General features: G+C 63.3%; 14 protein-coding genes. 8 read left to right on the top strand and 6 right to left on the bottom strand.

The features are described 5' to 3' along the window. The first annotated feature begins 98 nt into the window (after window positions 1–98). A complete protein-coding gene (locus BLS26_RS12595) occupies window positions 99–527 on the top strand; it encodes an OsmC family protein (RefSeq protein ID WP_092511491.1) in 429 nt (142 codons plus the stop codon). A gap of 106 nt (window positions 528–633) precedes the next feature. Here BLS26_RS12595 and pyk read toward each other — a convergent pair whose 3' ends face one another. Beyond that, window positions 634–2,070 (bottom strand): pyruvate kinase, encoded by a 1,437-nt coding sequence (pyk, locus tag BLS26_RS12590; RefSeq protein ID WP_092511489.1) that lies wholly within the window; start codon window positions 2,068–2,070, stop codon window positions 634–636. Then, window positions 2,067–2,651: a DUF1036 domain-containing protein gene (locus BLS26_RS12585; protein WP_092511487.1), complete on the bottom strand. Its 585-nt coding sequence runs from the start codon at window positions 2,649–2,651 to the stop codon at window positions 2,067–2,069. The genes pyk and BLS26_RS12585 overlap by 4 nt, the downstream gene beginning before the upstream one ends. A 233-nt stretch (window positions 2,652–2,884) precedes the next feature. Here BLS26_RS12585 and BLS26_RS12580 point away from each other — a divergent pair, with 233 nt between their 5' ends. Next, the gene (locus BLS26_RS12580) at window positions 2,885–3,187 is read left to right on the top strand and encodes a DUF1244 domain-containing protein (RefSeq protein WP_092511485.1); all 303 of its coding nucleotides are present in this window, start codon (window positions 2,885–2,887) and stop codon (window positions 3,185–3,187) included. Between the two features lie 248 nt (window positions 3,188–3,435). Further along, entirely contained in the window at window positions 3,436–3,708 is a 273-nt protein-coding gene (locus tag BLS26_RS12575) for a DUF2312 domain-containing protein (RefSeq protein ID WP_092511483.1), read from the top strand. Between the two features lie 125 nt (window positions 3,709–3,833). Here the strand turns inward: BLS26_RS12575 and BLS26_RS12570 are convergent, their stop codons facing one another. After that, window positions 3,834–5,219: an FAD-binding oxidoreductase gene (locus tag BLS26_RS12570; protein WP_092511481.1), complete on the bottom strand. Its 1,386-nt coding sequence runs from the start codon at window positions 5,217–5,219 to the stop codon at window positions 3,834–3,836. Window positions 5,220–5,553: 334 nt separating this feature from the next. On the opposite strand from BLS26_RS12570, the gene BLS26_RS12565 reads away from it, so the two are divergent. Further along, a complete protein-coding gene (locus BLS26_RS12565) occupies window positions 5,554–5,976 on the top strand; it encodes a GFA family protein (RefSeq protein ID WP_092511479.1) in 423 nt (140 codons plus the stop codon). Window positions 5,977–6,096: 120 nt separating this feature from the next. After that, the gene (locus BLS26_RS12560) at window positions 6,097–7,860 is read left to right on the top strand and encodes an adenylate/guanylate cyclase domain-containing protein (protein WP_092511477.1); all 1,764 of its coding nucleotides are present in this window, start codon (window positions 6,097–6,099) and stop codon (window positions 7,858–7,860) included. Between the two features lie 183 nt (window positions 7,861–8,043). On the opposite strand, the gene BLS26_RS12555 is transcribed toward BLS26_RS12560, so the two are convergent. The 3 genes from BLS26_RS12555 to BLS26_RS12545 form a co-directional block, all read right to left on the bottom strand. Next, a complete protein-coding gene (locus tag BLS26_RS12555) occupies window positions 8,044–9,642 on the bottom strand; it encodes a DUF882 domain-containing protein (RefSeq protein ID WP_244541924.1) in 1,599 nt (532 codons plus the stop codon). Between the two features lie 265 nt (window positions 9,643–9,907). Then, the gene (locus BLS26_RS12550; protein WP_092511473.1) at window positions 9,908–12,025 is read right to left on the bottom strand and encodes a murein L,D-transpeptidase; all 2,118 of its coding nucleotides are present in this window, start codon (window positions 12,023–12,025) and stop codon (window positions 9,908–9,910) included. A gap of 352 nt (window positions 12,026–12,377) precedes the next feature. Beyond that, window positions 12,378–13,877: a sigma-54 dependent transcriptional regulator gene (locus BLS26_RS12545; RefSeq protein WP_092511471.1), complete on the bottom strand. Its 1,500-nt coding sequence runs from the start codon at window positions 13,875–13,877 to the stop codon at window positions 12,378–12,380. Window positions 13,878–14,016: 139 nt separating this feature from the next. Here BLS26_RS12545 and BLS26_RS12540 point away from each other — a divergent pair, with 139 nt between their 5' ends. The 3 genes from BLS26_RS12540 to BLS26_RS12530 all read left to right on the top strand — a co-directional run bounded on the left by BLS26_RS12540 (window position 14,017) and on the right by BLS26_RS12530 (window position 16,618). Continuing rightward, complete coding sequence (locus tag BLS26_RS12540) at window positions 14,017–15,876, top strand: M3 family oligoendopeptidase (RefSeq protein ID WP_092511469.1); 1,860 nt, start codon at window positions 14,017–14,019, stop codon at window positions 15,874–15,876. 77 nt (window positions 15,877–15,953) lie between these two features. After that, window positions 15,954–16,235, top strand: coding sequence for an AbrB family transcriptional regulator (locus BLS26_RS12535; protein ID WP_371360809.1), 282 nt, complete (start codon window positions 15,954–15,956; stop codon window positions 16,233–16,235). Beyond that, entirely contained in the window at window positions 16,232–16,618 is a 387-nt protein-coding gene (locus tag BLS26_RS12530) for a type II toxin-antitoxin system death-on-curing family toxin (RefSeq protein ID WP_092511467.1), read from the top strand. The genes BLS26_RS12535 and BLS26_RS12530 overlap by 4 nt, the downstream gene beginning before the upstream one ends. Window positions 16,619–16,664: the final 46 nt, after the last annotated feature.

Genomic DNA, 16,664 nt, shown 5'->3' with positions numbered 1-16,664 from the left:
GCTCTAAAATTCCTCGCCGACCGACACCGCTTTGACGCAACCATCCGCCAGAGTGCGGCGTAGTCAATAACGCCAACCAACGGTGCAAGGAGCGACAGATGACGGTGACATCAGGATCGGCCAAGTGGCAGGGCGGCATCAAGGACGGCAAGGGCGCGATCTCGACCAAGAGCGGTGCGCTCAGCGATTATCCCTACGGCTTCGCCAGCCGCTTCGAAGGCAAGCCCGGCTCCAATCCGGAGGAACTGATCGGTGCCGCGCATTCGGCCTGTTTTACCATGGCGCTGTCGCTGATCCTCGGCGAAGCCAAGCTCACCGCCGAGCACATGGAAACCAAGGCCGATGTGACGCTGGAGAAAGTCGGCGATGGGTTTGCGATCACCGCGGTTCATCTGACGCTGGCGGCGAAGATCCCCGGCGCCGACGCCGCGAAATTCCAGGAGTTGGCCGGCATGGCGAAAGCCGGCTGCCCGGTGTCGAAACTGCTGAATACCAAGATCACGCTGGACGCGACGTTGCAGGGCTAAACGGTCCTGTCATTCCGGGGCGATGCGAAGCATCGAACCCGGAATCTCGAGATTCCGGGTTCGCCGCTATGCGGCGCCCCGGAATGACGGCGTCCAGAAGACGCCGTCACTTCTTCGCGTCGCCGTCCTTGCCGACATAGGCGATGCGGACCATGTTGGTGGTGCCGGCGATGCCGAGCGGCACGCCGGCGACGATGATGACGCGCTGGCCGGCCTTGGCAAAGCCGTCGCGGAATGCGATCGAGCCGGCGCGGTCGACCATGTCGTCCTGGTCGTGGGCGTCTTCCGCCACCACGCAATGCACGCCCCACACCACAGACAATTTGCGGCCGGTGACGAGGTTCGGCGTGATCGCGACCACCGGCGGCTTCGGCCGCTCGCGCGCGACTCGAATGGCAGTGGAGCCCGACGAGGTCCAGCAGATGATCGCGGACAATTCCAGCGTTTCGGCGATCTGCCGCGCGGCATCCGCAATCGCGTCGCCGACCGTATTCTCGGGTTTCGGCTGCTGCGCCGACAGCACCGAGCGATAGGTCGGGTCGCGCTCCACTTCCTCGCCGATGCGGTTCATGGTCGAGACCGCCTCGACCGGGAATTTTCCGGCGGCGGATTCCGCCGACAGCATGATCGCGTCGGCGCCCTCATAGACCGCCGTGGCGACGTCGGAGACTTCGGCGCGGGTCGGCACCGGCGACTGGATCATCGATTCCAGCATCTGGGTCGCGATCACCACCGGCTTGCCGGCGCGGCGCGCCATCCGCGTCATCTGTTTCTGCAGGCTCGGCACCCGCTCCAGCGGCAGTTCGACGCCGAGATCGCCGCGCGCCACCATCAGCGCGTCGGAGACCTCGAGTATCTCGGCAAGCCGGTCGATCGCCTGCGGTTTCTCGATCTTGGCCATCACGGCGGCGCGGCCGCGGATGATGCGCTTGGCTTCGTTGACGTCTTCAGCGCGCTGCACAAAGGAGAGCGCGATCCAGTCGACGCCGGTGACAAGTGCGGCTTCGAGGTCGGCGCGATCTTTCGGCGTCATCGCCGACACCGGCAGGTCGGTATCGGGCAGGCTGACGCCCTTGCGGTCCGACATCCTGCCGCCGATCACCACCCGCGTCACCGCGCGGTCGGGGGAGGTTTCCTCGGCGATCAGGCGCACCTTGCCGTCGTCGAGCAGCAGCGCATGGCCCGGCCGCAGCGCCGCCAGGATTTCCGGATGCGGCAGCTGCACGCGGCTGTTGTCGCCGGGCGTCTTGTCGGAATCGAGCACGAAACTCTGGCCGTTGTTGAGCTGGGTCGAGCCTTCGGCGAAGGCGCCGAGCCGCAGTTTCGGCCCCTGCAGATCGACCAGGATGCCGATCGGCCGGCCATAGCTACTCTCGACATTGCGGATGGTCTTGACCAGTTCGCGCATTTTGTCGTGCGACGTATGGCTCATGTTGATGCGGAACACGTCCGCGCCGGCCTCGAACAGTTTTCGGATCATCGCGCTGTCTGACGATGCCGGGCCGAGGGTTGCGAGGATTTTGATGCGACGGAGCCGTCTCATTGCTTGGGCGCCGCCGGCAGTCCCGGTCCGCCCGGCGGCGTCCCGCCCGGTGCCAGCCCTGGAACCCCGCCCGGGTTGCCCGGACCCACCGTTCCCGGAATTCCCGGCACGCGTTGCGCTGGCTGCTCGTTGGCTTCGGTCAGTTGCACGGTCCATGCTCGCTGTTCGCCGGTGTCGACTTCGAAAAACCCGGTGCGGTCGAAGCCGCGCGCCAGGCAGTTCTCGGTGCCCTTGATGGTGAATTCCTTGTCGCGCGAGCACATGAAGGCCTGGCCCGACCATTCGCCGCCGCGGTCATAGTCCAAGGCGTAGATATAATAGAAGCGCGCGACAAGCGTTCCACGCAGCAATGTTTCGCAACTGCGCGAGGAAACGTTCCACCAGCCCTCGGTGGTCCAGCCCTCGGCGTCCTTGTAGCCCAGCGCGATGCCGACCCGGCTCGAGGTGTTGTTGCAGAGACGGAAATCAGCCGCGGCTGAGCCGTTCCACAGGCACATCAGCACAAAGGCCAGCACCGGCAGGAGGCCGGCGGTCAGGCGTGCGGAGAGGGGGGTGGAACGGAGAGAATCTGTTGCAGTCATGCAGCGAGGCTATATCAAATGATTGACGATTTGGCGCGGCCCGCCGGTAAACCTTGAACTGGCGGTGGGGCCGAAATTGCCACCGGAAGGGCCCTGTTTTGCGCGCCGATATGGCAAAATCTGTGACAATTCCCACCTGATATCAATATGCTTGCCTTCATGTTTGGGCATGATCTGTTCGGAAAGCCGCTCTCCATTTTCCGGATCATGCCTCCAAAGCGGGACCCACGGCCATGACGATTGACGACAAAACCAGAACAGAACTCGAAGCCGCCGCCTTTCGGCGCCTGGTCGACCATCTGCGCTCCCGCACCGACGTCCAGAACATCGATCTGATGAATCTGGCCGGTTTCTGCCGCAACTGCCTGTCGAACTGGATGAAGGAAGAGGCCGACGCCATGGGCGTGGCCATCAGCAAGGACGAGAGCCGCGAGGCGATCTACGGCATGCCATATGAGACCTGGAAATCGAAGTTTCAGGGCGCGGCTTCCCCGGAAGCACTTGAGGCGATGAAGAAATCCCACAGCGGGCATTGATTTCATTTCGTCCTCATCCTGAGGAGCGCGCCGCTCGGCGCGCGTCTCGAAGGATGACTGGCTCGGCGCCCCGGGGCGCCTCCCCACCATGAGGCTTACCTTCCTGTGGGCGCGCTGTGGATGAGCGCGATGTTGCCTTGACGCAGGCGGCCCCAATCCTGAGGGTCAATCTGACAAAAGCGCCGCGCGGGAAAGCGTGCGGCGCTTGATCTTTCAGCCCCAACTTCAGTTCCATTCAGGAGTACCCGATGGCCACTTCCGCCGCCGCCGTCCAGGACGAGCCCGCGACCAAATTCGCCAAAGACCAGCTCAAGGCCATCATCGAGCGGATCGAGCGTCTGGAAGAAGAAAAGAAGACGATCTCCGACGACATCCGCGACGTTTACGCCGAGGCCAAGGGCAACGGCTATGACGTCAAGGCGATCCGCACCATCATCCGGATGCGCAAGCAGGACGCCAACGAGCGGGCCGAGGAAGAGACGATCCTGGAAACCTACATGCAGGCCCTCGGGATGCTGTGAGGCCGGCAGGCATTTTTCGGTGCGCGCAAGTTTGGACGAGTTGAGCCAGCGCGGCTGGCGCTGAATGGCGCGTTCGGCGTACGCCGAACGCGATCCAATCCCCCGGCCGTGAAGCCGCTGACCGTTTATGAGTGCAGCGGTCTGATGTTCTGGTTCAAGCGGAAGAAGTTCGTCGGGTCGTATTTGCCCTTCAAGGCGACAAGACGATCATAGTTGTCGCCATAGGTGGCCTTGAGCCTGCTGTCGTCCCCATCGTCCATCATGAAGTTCACATAGCCGCCGTCAGCCGAGTAAGGATGCACGGCCTCCCAGTAGCCCTTGGTCCAGCGCGTGATCTCGCCTGCTTTTTGCGGATTGGGATCGATACCGGCAATGACCATCGACCAGGTCGCGTCGCGCGTGTTCCAGGCGGTGTCGTTCTTGCCGACGCGGCGGACGGCGCCGTCGATCGGATAAAGATGCATGAGCGAGAGTGCGCTCGGCAGCTTCTGTGCCTGAGCGATATGGGCATCAATGGCTTCGTCGGTCAGTTCTTTGACGAAATCGCCACGCCAGTACCACTGCAGGCCCTTCGGGAAGAACGGATCGAACATGGACTGGAGCGCCGGATAGGGCATTTCGCCCATCCAGTTGAAGAGCGGCGGCGGCAGCTCACCAAGCAACCTGGCCATGATCGCCTGGCCATCTTCTGCCGGACCATTGTAGCAGGCGATGATGGCGCAGGCGCGCTTGCCCTGATGCTCCGCCGGGAACGGATCGACAGGTGGAACAGTCTTCAAGCCGACAAAGGCCCCGAGGTCCTCGGGAGCGCCAGGCAGGAAATCCCTGTATTTCTGCATGATGGTGCGGGCATTTTCGAGATCCCAGAACACTGGACCGGCATAGACCATCTTCACCGGATGAGCCCGGAACAGGAAGCTCGTGACGATGCCGAAATTGCCACCGCCGCCGCGCAGGCCCCAGTAGAGGTCAGCATTCTCCGACGTGTTGGCGGTGACGATGCGACCGTCGGCAAGCACGACATCCGCCTCGAGTAGATTGTCGATGGTGAGGCCATACTTGCGCGTGAGGTATCCGGTACCGCCGCCAAGCGTGAGGCCGGCGATGCCGGTCGTCGAGACAAAGCCGGCCGGCACGGCGAGGCCGTAGATATGCGTGGCGTGGTCGACATCGCCTTGCGTGCAGCCGGGACCGACGCGGACGGTGCGGGCGGCGGGATTGACCCGCACGCCTTTCATCATCGACAGGTCGATCATTAGCCCCTCGTCGACACTGCCGAGGCCCGGCCCGTTGTGACCACCTCCGCGGATGGCGACCTGGAGATCGTTTTGTCTTGCAAAATTGACCGCAGTGACAACGTCAGCGACGTCGCTACACCGCGCAATCATCACGGGACTCTTGTCGATCATCCCGTTGTAGAGGCTCCGCACAGCGTCATAATCGGCATCCGTTCGCCTGATGACCGGGCCGCGCATGTTGCCGATGAAAACTTCGGTGGCCATGGCTTGCATGACATCCTCCTGTTCTACGCAATGATCGGCTGGTTGGGCCTGAGGTTACTCCCGTCCTCGGGTGTTGGCAAAATCTGGCCTTCACCGTGGGATGCCACGTTTGAGACAACCCGCGGCGTCCGTCATTTGGTCGCTCTCAAGGGAGGAGCCGGCGTAGTACCGGCAACGCATTTCTGTAGCGAATGACCGCTGACCGGACATTCGCGAAGGAGCGCAATTGCCCCATTTTGCTCTCCGATCGAAGGATGCGGCGCGCCTATTAGTTTGTTAACGTAACGTCGGAGTGTCCCTTGCGTTCGCTACCGATAGCGAACGAACTCGAAGGAGGGAGCCGATGGCTCACTTTGGAAGCTGCTTTTGCGGCGCAGTCAAACTGGAGGTCACGGGGTCACCGGAGGCCATGGGCTATTGTCATTGCGATTCCTGTCGTTCGTGGTCCGGCGGACCTGTGAACGCCTTCAGCCTCTGGAAGCCGGAGGCGGTACGGATCACATCGGGGGCCGAGCATGTCGCGACGTTCCAGAAGACTGAGCTCAGCCAGCGCAAGTATTGCGCGAAATGCGGCGGGCACCTGATGACCAATCATCCGCCCTTGGGATTGGTCGACGTTTTCGCGGCGATGCTGCCGACGTTGAAATTTACGCCCGGTGTACACGTAAATTACGCTCAGACAGTTTTGCCGATGCACGACGGCGTTCCCAAGCTGAGGGATTTTCCGAAGGAGTTTGGCGGTTCAGGAGAGGCCGTCCCGGATTAAGAAACCGGCGAACGCATCTACAAGTCGCATGGCCGTTCCTTGGCGATCGCCGACGCGGCGCTCGAAAGCTTGGGCTAAAGCCCCTGATCTGCTAGACTGCCCTGCGAGGGAACCGAAGAAATGGACGTGCCTGGACCAGAGCGAAGGCTCGCTGCGGTCCTCGCCGCCGACATGGTCGGCTATAGTCGGCTCATGGAGGCTGACGAGACGGGCACACTTGCGCGCCTGAAGACCCATCGGATCGAGCTGATCGATCCGGCCATCGCCAAGAATCGCGGCCGCATCATCAAGACCACCGGCGACGGCATGCTGGTCGAATTCCACAGCGTCGTTGACGCGGTGCTGTGCGCGGCGGAAGTTCAGCGCCGGATGGCGCGCCGCAACGCGGACGTCGCGCCGGCGCGCTGGATGCAGTTTCGCATCGGCATCAATCTAGGCGACGTGATCGTTGACGGCAGCGACATCTTCGGCGACGGCGTCAATGTCGCATCCCGCCTGGAAGTGCTGGCCGAGTCCGGCGGTATCTGCGTTTCGGGCGCGGTCCGCGATCAGGTCGGCGATCGGCTGGAAGATCTGAGCTTCGAGGATCTCGGCGATCAGACCGTCAAGAACATCGTTCGCCCGATCCGGGTCTTCCGCGTCCGTCTCGATCCGGATTCGAGGGGGGCGTCTGATCAGGTAAGGAATGTGGCGGCGCCGACGGTCGCCAGAAAGCCCTCGATCGCGGTGCTGCCGCTCGTCAACATGAGCGGCGATCCCGAGCAGGAGTTCTTCGCCGACGGACTGACCGAGGACATCATCACCGAGTTGTCGCGCTTCCACGATCTGCTCGTGATCTCGCGCAACTCGACCTTCGTGTACAAGGGCAAGGCCGTGAAGGTGCAGGAGGTCGCGAAGGAATTTGCCGTCGACTATGTGCTGGAAGGCAGCGTGCGAAAGGCCGGCGATCGCATTCGCGTCACGGTGCAGTTGATCGACGCCGAGGCCGACCGGCACGTTTGGGCCGAGCGCTACGACCGCGAGCTTGCCGATATCTTCGCCATCCAGGACGAGATGACACACGCGATCGTGGCGACCCTGCCGGGCCGCGTCGAGGCGGCCGCCCACGACCGCGTCAAGCGCAAGCCGACCGACAACATGGCGGCCTACGAATGTGTGCTGGCTGCCAAGGTGCTGCACCATCGTTCGACGCGGGAAGACAATGCGGAAGCGCAGCATCTGCTCGAGCGGGCCATCACGCTTGATCCCAACTATGCGCACGCTCACGCCTGGCGGGCCTGCGTGCTCGGGCAGACCTGGGTCTACAGCTGGTGCGACGATCGTGACGCGACGTTCGAACAGGTAGGCGCGGAGCTCGAGATCGCGCTCAAGCTCGACGACAACGACAGCGACGTGCACCGGATTCTTGCCGCGCTCAACCTCAATCGCGACGATCACGACAAGGCAGCCTACCACCAGGAGCGGGCGCTCGCGCTCAACCCCAATTACGACCTTGTCGTCGTGCAGCAGGGCGAGCTTTTAACGTGGCTCGGGCGGCCGGAGGAGGGCATCGACTGGATCAAGAAGGCGATGCGCCTCAACCCGTACCACCCGGAGCGCTTCTGGAGCCACCTTGGCCGGGCCTACTACGGCGCCGAAAAGTATGCCGATGCCGCTGAAGCGTTCTCGCGTATCACGCGGCCCGACCACACCCATCACGCCTTTCTTGCCGCCACCTTCGCGCAAATGGGCAACGCCGTCGCGGCCGCCGCGCACGCGGCAGAGGTCATAAAGCGCGAGCCGAATTTCTCGACGGCTGCCCACCTCGCCACCCAGCACTATAAGCGAGATGTCGATCGCGAGCGCCACGAGGCTGGTCTCCTCAAGGCGGGCCTGCCGGCCTGACACGACGAAGGGGAAGCGCGGAAGGCGCGAAGGCGTCCCTGGGCGATGATGGCAGGGGCACGGGATGCTGTGTGGCGCGCCCGTACCGCGCGTCATCGATAGATCACGCGGTATGGGCCTCGCGCCCCGTGCGCAAGTGCGCACCAGGCGAGGACGTCAACGAGCTCGTGGAAGCGGTGAGAGCTAGCGCAGCGAAGCAGTGCGCAGCGTGAACGACTGCGTCGTCAGCTTCGCGGTGGCCGAACCGGTGAATCGGTCGGTGGTCATGCCCATCATCGGATCGTCCGAGAAGGTCATGGCGATCGCGGCCAGCGGCTTGACGAAGAAACCGCGCATCATGGTCATGTCGGTATCGCCGAGCACCGTCGTCGACATCGCGTTGCTCGCGCTCGGCGCCAGCATCACGACCCGCATCCAGATGTCGCTGCCCTTGGCGGCGGCGAGGCGGGTCGAGGTCGAGATCACGCTGTCCTGCCCCTGAACTCCACCCTGAATTCCCTTGGCGACCACGGTATTGATCTCGGTCGCCGCAACTGCGGGATTGCGGGTCGGGCGGACGCTGCGCGGGATCGGGGCCGAGGCGGCGACGATGTTGGCGCGGTCGACCGGCGAGGTCGCGGCCGGCGCATAGGCCAGCGCCTTGTTGAAGGCTTCGGTAACGCTGGCGGTCGGCTGCGGATCGGCGGCGCCCACGGCCTCGCGTGCCCTGAGGGCGGCGACCTGCGCCGGGCTGGCCTGCTTGGTCTCTGTCGGGGTATCGCCCCAGAAGCCGCGGGCGTTGATGATATCGGCGGGGGTCTGCGGCTTCGGCTCGTTGGAAGCCAGTACGGCAGGCTTGGACTCAGACTTGGTCTCTGCCTTGGCTTTAGGTGCCGGAACGATCTGCGCGTCGGCCGAGGCCAGTTGCAGGGTGGCTGCGGCCTTCGAGCGCGGCGCCGGTGCTGCGGCGGCCACGACCGGTGCCGGGGCGGGTTTCGCACTGACGACCGGCGCTGCGGCTTCCTCGTCGTCCTCGGAAGCCTTGCTCTTGAACAGCGCGGCGAACAGGCCGGGCTTCTTGCCGACGGTGGCGGCGTCGTCGCCATTGCCGCGCTTTTCGATATCGGCCAGCGCCAGCTCATACCCCTTCAACGGCTTGCCGTCGGTCGGAACATGCACGGTGCGGCCGTCCGGGAAGACCTTGGCGAGCTGGTCGTGGTTCATACGCGGCCAGTGACGGATGCTGCCGGTATCGAGATGAACGAACGGGGAGCCCGAGGTTGGATAGAAGCCGACGCCGCCGCGCTGCAGACGCAGCCCGGCGTAGCGGATCTGTTCCAGCGGCACGTCCGGGATGTAGAAGTCCATCGCATGGCCGAGCATGTGCTGGCTGAAGCGCGCCACGCCCGAGGAGCGGCGGCGCAGCATGGCGTTGGTGGCGGGGGAGCGGTAGGAGGAGATGATCTGGATCGGCGTCTTGCCGTCGACGTCGCGGTAGACTTCCCAGAGGATGTCGAAGAGGTGACGATCCATCGTGGTCTGGTCCTGGCTGCGCCAGTCGCGGAGGAAGTGATTGAGCTGCTTCAGCGCTTCTTCGTCGTAGCGGCCGTCGCGCTTGAAGGTGACGGTGAGGTCTTCGTCGGAATGAGTGTGGTGGAAGGAAAGCGTGCGGGTTTCGTTCAGCGCGGTCGCGTCATGGACCGCGCCTGCTCCGGCGACGAGCAATAGCGAAGCCAGGCCGATTTGATATCCGGCCTTCGGTAGTGACAGCGGATTGAATTGGCGCGCGAAAGCAGCCAGCACGTATGAGCCCACCCAGTCGAACGAGCGCTCAGTGATTTCCTTCGCCTTTCCCCAGCGAAAGAAGGTGAACGCTTTCTTAAAGCGGGAGGGTTAACCGAAGCTTACCGTCCCGCCCCCAAGCAAGCGATAACCTAACCCGTGGACTATGGCGAAAAAGTGCCCTGTGCTGAATTCGAGATGGATAATGGTTAACGTAAACGGCCTCGCCCGAGAGGCGAGGCCGTTGATTTCGTTCGGAATTCCAAGCCCCTGCCGGAGCTGAGGATTAACGGGTGATAACCCGCTGCGGCTTGCGGCCGATCGGTGCGGGCGGCGTCCGCTGGCCACCCCCGAACAGCCGTTCGAAGAACGACGGACCGGAAGAAGAGGTGTCGCTGGCGAAGCTGACGCCGGGCGGCAGGGTGGAGCCCGCCGGGCGCGCGTAGCCGGGCTGCGAATGTGCGACCATGTTTTCCAGATCCTTGCTGCGGCCGCCCTTGAGCAGCGACAGCATGGTGGCGTCGCGGCCATAGACGTCCTTGCGGATCTGCAGCTTGCCGGCGTCGTCCACGAACGCGGTCTGGTAGGTGATGTTGACCGGGATCGGCGTCGGGAACTTGAGATCAATCTCGCCCGAGCCGTACATGCTGCGGATTTTTTCCGGCGTGTAGTTCTTCTCCGGCATGGCGATGCCCAGCAGCGTCGCGGCGTACTGATCCGGATACTGCACCCGCATGCAGCCGTGGCTGAAGGCGCGGTCTTCCTTGGCGAACAGGTTCTTGTCCGGGGTGTCGTGCTGATAGACCAGGAACTTGTTCGGGAAGTTGAAGCGGATACGGCCGAGCGCGTTGGCCTCGCCGGGCGGCTGCGAAATGTGGATGCTGCCGTCGCTGTTACGCTCGAGCTTGAGGCCCATGCGCTGCAGTACGGTCGGGTCCTGCTGCAAGGCCGGCAGGTATTCGCCGTAGACGATCGAGGGCGGTACGTTCCAGGTCGGGTTGACGGTGATGTACTTCATCGTTTCCGTCAGCAGCGGCGTGGCGTGCTGGCCCGGCTTTCCGGTCACCACGCGGGTGGTCCAGACCTGGGCGCCGTTCTGCATCACCTTCAGCGTGTAGTCCGGAATGTTCAGGATGACGTACGCGTTGCCCATATTCGACGCGCCAAGCTGGCGCGGCAGCCAGCGCCAGCGCTCCATGTTGACGATGACGGTGTCGATCTGCCTGTCACGCTTCGGGCTGTTGATCGCCTTGACGGTGCGCTCGTCGAGCACGCCGGTGGGCTTCAGCTCGGCGCTCTCCTGGAATTTGCGCACCGCCTCGGCGACCTTGGCGTCGTAATGGGTGTCGTCGGCGTTCTCGGTGATGCCGAGCTTGGCGCGCAGTTGCGGCACGCGCGGATCTTCCACCGCGACACCCGGCTGCTTCTTGGTGCCGGCCTTGAACGCCAGCGCCGGACCGTCGGCGATCTGCACCACCGGCCCATCGCCCAGGCCGCGCAATTCGGCGAGCTTCGCCTTCAGTTCCTTGTAGAGCTTGTGCGGCGGGTTGTAGCTGTCGAGTGCTGCGGAAGCGTCCTTGGCGGTCGAGATGTTGGCCAGCACTTCGGCGGTATCGGTCGGATGCTCGGGATATTGAATGTCGGCCGAAACCTGCGACCAGTGCATGCGGCCGCTCTGCGCCTGGCGCGCATAGTCCAGCATGCTGTCGGTCAGCTTCAGATCGGCGTCGGCGAGCTGGTCCGGCGAGGTGGCAGCCGCGAAATCCGGCAGCGGATAGTCGGCTGCGTTCAAGCCTTCGGCGGCAGCGTCCTTCAGCCGGGCAATCACGCCCTTGGCGCTGGCGGTCAATTGACCCGCCTGGGTCCACAGTGGCGCGTATTCGCGGGTCGAGTAGAACTTCTCGACGGCCGCGCGTTCTGCCTTGCGGTCGAAATAGCGCATCGACTTGCCGCCGAACATGTCGCGCAGTTTGTCGGCGACCGGCTGATCGGCCGGGGCCACATTGCTCGCAGCCTTCACCGGCTCGGCGGCGGGTGCCGTGGCGGTCGCAGCCGGCGGCGTCGCGGTGTCGTTGGTCGTGGCGGCCGGCGTCGTAACGACTTCAGCCGGCTTGGCTTCAATCTTGGGCTCGACTGCCTTTGCGGCGGTGCTCGGCTCGGTCGCCTTTACTGCATCGGGTACCGACGCGGTGGTATCGGTCTTGAAATCGCCGGCCGAGGGCGGCGGGACGTTCGCGGGTTCGGGACGAGGGACTGCCGCATCGATTGCGAGCTCGGCGGCACTGGCGCGCGGCGTGTCCGACTGGGCTGCCAGAGCCGAGGTCGCGGAAACCGCGAGGAAGGTTGCCGCGACGGCCATCAAGACGCGGTCAAATCCAGCACGGTTGGTCGAACAGTCACGCATCGTCACACCCCCTTGGGCGAAACTGCCCCGGCATGGAACAGTCGTTTTCTATCGTTGGTCACAGCTTGCGCGCGAGCGTCCGGTTTTGTCGGTACGCCTGCACGCAACGAGTCAACGCAGACGATACATGCGCCCCCATGATGCAGCCAGCGCCATACGGGGCAACTCACGACAAACTGACCTAGAACACCCCAGTCGTATTTGGGTGGCGAGGTTTTGCCACGCCGCCCGTCGTTTGTCTGTCACCGGCAAGCCACGGTTCAAAGGTTCCCGAATCACCCATGCGTTTGATTCGTCGGTGATCTTTGCCACTTGAGCGCCACAATTGCGCTCCGTTCAAATTGCGCTTCGTTCAATTTGCGTCTTGCGCGCCGCCTTCGGCCGGGTCTTTGGCGGCAGCCTCGTCGAGCTTGCGGTAGAGTGTCGAGCGGCCGATTTTCAACCGGCGCGCGACCTCCGACATTTGCCCGCGATAATGCGAAATGGCGAAGCGGATGATCTCGTTTTCCATCTCCTCGAGCGGCCGCACCTCGCCGGTGGCGGTCAGCAACGCAAGGCTACCGGCGCTGGCCAAGGGCGCAATCGGTATTTCATTACCCGAGACCATCGCGGGCGCCGTCGACGGTGCGATGACCAGCGGCTCGTTATGCGCGAGCGGCGCGTCCAGGCCGGCATGGGCCGCGGCCTGCGGGAAGTCGGCGAGGCCAAGCTGATCGCTCTCGCTCATGACCACGGCGCGGTAGACCGCGTTCTCGAGCTGGCGGATGTTGCCGGGCCAGTCGAGCTGCGCCAGATGCGCCACGGCCTCGCCGCTGATGCCGGTGATGGTGCGGTTTTCCTCGGCGGCAAACCGGGCGAGAAAATGCCGCAGCAGATGCGGGACGTCCTCGCGCCGTGTGCGCAAGGCCGGGATCGTCAGCGGCAACACATGCAGGCGATAGAACAGGTCTTCGCGGAACGCGCCGTTCTTCACCAGATCGAGCAGCTTGCGGTTGGTCGCCGAAATGATGCGGACGTCGACCTTCACCGGCTTGCGGCCGCCGACCGCTTCCACGGTGCCTTCCTGCAGCGCGCGAAGCAGCTTCACCTGGGCGGCCAGCGGCAATTCGCCGACTTCGTCGAGAAACAGCGTGCCGCCGGTGGCTTCGACGAACTTGCCCATGTGGCGTTCGGTGGCGCCGGTGAAGGCGCCCTTCTCATGGCCGAACAGGATCGACTCCACGAGGTTGTCGGGGATGGCGCCGCAGTTGACGGCGACAAAGGGCTTTGCCTTGCGCTCGCTGGAGCCATGGATGGCGCGGGCGAACAATTCCTTGCCGACGCCGGATTCACCCTCGATCAGCACCGGAATGCTGGAGGCTGCCGCCTTCTGCGCGGTGCGCAGCACGGCGGCCATGGTCTCAGAGCGGGTGATGATATCGGCAAACGTCAGCCGGCCTTCGCGGCTGTGTCGGATGCGTTGCAATTCGCCCTTGAGCGCGCTGGTGTTGAGCGCGTTGCGCAGCGACACCTGCAGCCGTTCGAAGCCAACCGGTTTGACCACGAAGTCCTGGGCGCCGGCGCGCATCGCCGAAACCACGTTGTCGATGCCGCCATGGGCAGTCTGCACGATGACGGGGATGTTCAGGCCGGCGTCGCGCATTTTGGCGAGTACGCCGAGGCCATCGAGGCCGGGCATCACAAGGTCGAGTACGACGGCGTCGATCGCGGGGGCGTCGGAGGCGGTCAGCAGGGCCAGTGCGGCATCACCGCTCTCGACGACGAGAGGCTCATAACCGCACTTCTGCACCATGTTTTCAACCAACCGGCGCTGTACTGCGTCGTCATCGGCAATCAAAATGGTGGCAGCCATGGTTTTCCCCACTCGTTACGACTATCTGTCTCGAATCGGGGCACTCTCGCCGATGCCGATTAACGCACTCTTAAATGTTGCCGTCCCGGTCTGTTTCCGCCGACATAACCTTAATGACTGAACACAGGTTTCGAACAAGATGACCTCGCGCTCCGCTCAACGAAAACCGATCGCCAAAAAAGCCGACAGGAAAATCGCCAAAACTTCGGCGCCGAAATCCAAAACGGCAAAACTGCCGGAGTGGAATCTGGCCGACCTTTATTCCGGCATTGACGCGCCCGAGATCGCGCGCGACCTGGAAAAGATGGATGCAGATTGCGTCGCGTTTGAGACCGACTACAAGGGAAAGCTGGCGGAAAATGCCGCAGGCGAAGACGGCGGCCGCTGGCTTGCCGGGGTGGTCCGGCGCTATGAGGCGATCGACGATCTTGCCGGCCGGCTCGGCTCCTATGCGGGACTCGTCCATGCCGGCGACAGCGTCGATCCGGCGATCTCCAAATTTTACGGCGACGTTTCCGAGCGGCTGACGGCAGCCTCATTGCACCTGCTGTTCTTCGCGCTCGAACTCAACCGTGTTGACGATGCCGTGATCGAGCGCGCGATGCAGACCCCCGAACTCGGACATTACCGGCCGTGGCTCGAGGACCTGCGCAAGGACAAGCCGTACCAGCTCGAAGATCGCGTCGAGCAGTTGTTTCACGAAAAATCGCAGAGCGGTTACGCCGCCTGGAACCGGCTGTTCGACCAGACCATTTCGGGACTGCGCTTCAAGGTCGGGGCTAAGGAGCTGGCGATCGAGCCGACGCTGAACCTGTTGCAGGACCGCGCGCCGGAAAAGCGCAAGACGGCGGCGCAGGCGCTGGCGAAGACTTTCAAGGACAATGAGCGGACCTTTGCGCTCATCACCAACACGCTCGCCAAGGACAAGGAGATTTCCGATCGCTGGCGCGGTTTTCAGGACGTGGCGGATTCCCGCCATCTCAACAACCGCGTCGAGTGTGAGGTCGTCGATGCCCTGGTCAGCTCGGTTCGCGCGGCCTATCCGCGGCTGTCGCACCGGTATTACAACCTGAAAGCCGGCTGGTTCAAAAAGAAGAAGCTCGCGCATTGGGATCGCAACGCGCCGCTGCCGTTCGCGGCGACCGGCACCATTGCCTGGCCGGAGGCGCAGAAGATGGTGCTGACGGCGTATCGCGGCTTCTCCGGCGAGATGGCCGATATCGCCGAGCGGTTTTTCACCGACCGCTGGATCGACGCGCCGGTGCGGCCCGGCAAGGCGCCCGGTGCGTTCTCGCACCCGACCACGCCGTCGGCGCACCCCTACGTGCTGATGAACTACCAGGGCAAGCCGCGCGACGTGATGACGCTGGCGCATGAACTCGGGCATGGCGTGCATCAGGTGCTGGCGGCGAAGAACGGCGCGCTGATGGCGCCGACGCCGCTGACGCTGGCGGAAACCGCCAGCGTGTTCGGCGAGATGCTGACCTTCCGGCGGCTGTTGTCGGAGACCAAGAATGCCAAGCAGCGCCAGGCGCTGCTTGCCGGCAAGGTCGAGGACATGATCAACACCGTGGTGCGGCAGGTCGCGTTCTATTCGTTCGAGCGTGCCATCCACACCGAACGCAAGAACGGCGAATTGACCGCGCAGCGCATCGGCGAGATCTGGCTCAGCGTGCAAGGCGAGAGCCTTGGACCCGCAATCGACATCCGGCCGGGATACGAGAACTTCTGGATGTATATCCCGCACTTCATCCATTCGCCGTTCTACGTCTACGCCTATGCGTTCGGCGACTGCCTGGTGAATTCGCTGTATGCGGTCTACGAGAATGCCGCCGAGGGCTTTGCCGAGCGTTATCTGGCGATGCTCGCGGCCGGCGGCACCAAGCACTATTCCGAGCTGCTCAGGCCATTCGGGCTGGACGCCAAGGACCCCAAATTCTGGGACGGCGGGTTGTCGGTGATCGCCGGCATGATCGACGAGCTGGAGGCGATGGGCTGAGACGGCTAGGGGCGTAAAACATTTGTTGAACGTGGCGCCAAATTCTGTTATACGTTTTGTATAACGGAGTTGGTACCATGACCAAAAAGCCCACCGGGATGAGCGAGGCCCCTCGCGAATACAAGCTTGAGGACAATGCCCTTCAAATCAAGAAGATCGGGAATTCGCTCGGGCTCATTTTGTCCAAGGAGGTCTTGTCCCGGCTTAAATTGAAGGAAGGCGACAAGCTCCATATCGTCGAACAGACGGAGCGAGGCATAAAGCTCTCGCCCTATGATCCGAAGCACGCCAAGGCGATGGAAATCGCCCGGCGCTCGTTCAGCACTTACGCCGATACCTATAAGGCGCTCGCAAAATGAACGAGCCGATCTGGTTGGACGTGGAGATCTTGATTGATCTCCATGCCGAGCAGCTTGCGCTGTTTGGAGGACCGGACGGTATTCGCGACCAGGGTATGCTGGAATCGGCGCTGGGCCGTCCCATCAATAAGTTCACCTATGGAGAAACCGATCTGGCGGCGCTTGCGGCAGCGTATGTCTTCGGCATCGCCCGCAATCATCCGTTTGTCGATGGAAACAAGCGCGCAGCTTTCGGCTCGCTCATCGTATTTCTGGGCCTCAACGACATCGACTTTCTCGTGCCGCCTGAAAACGCCACCGCCATGATCCTTGCCGTGGCAGCCGGCGAGGTGAACGAAGAAGGCCTGACCCGCTGGATCCGTGACAATTGGCCTGCCGAATGACCCGAAAGCAGAGGAATCCGGCCCGGTCCGGCGTTGCCCTTGCAGG

The sequence above is a fragment of the Afipia sp. GAS231 genome (assembly GCF_900103365.1).
In the GTDB taxonomy this organism is placed as follows: domain Bacteria; phylum Pseudomonadota; class Alphaproteobacteria; order Rhizobiales; family Xanthobacteraceae; genus Bradyrhizobium.
Note: the sequence above shows the minus strand (reverse complement) of the source record. Positions and strands in the feature narration are given on the sequence as shown.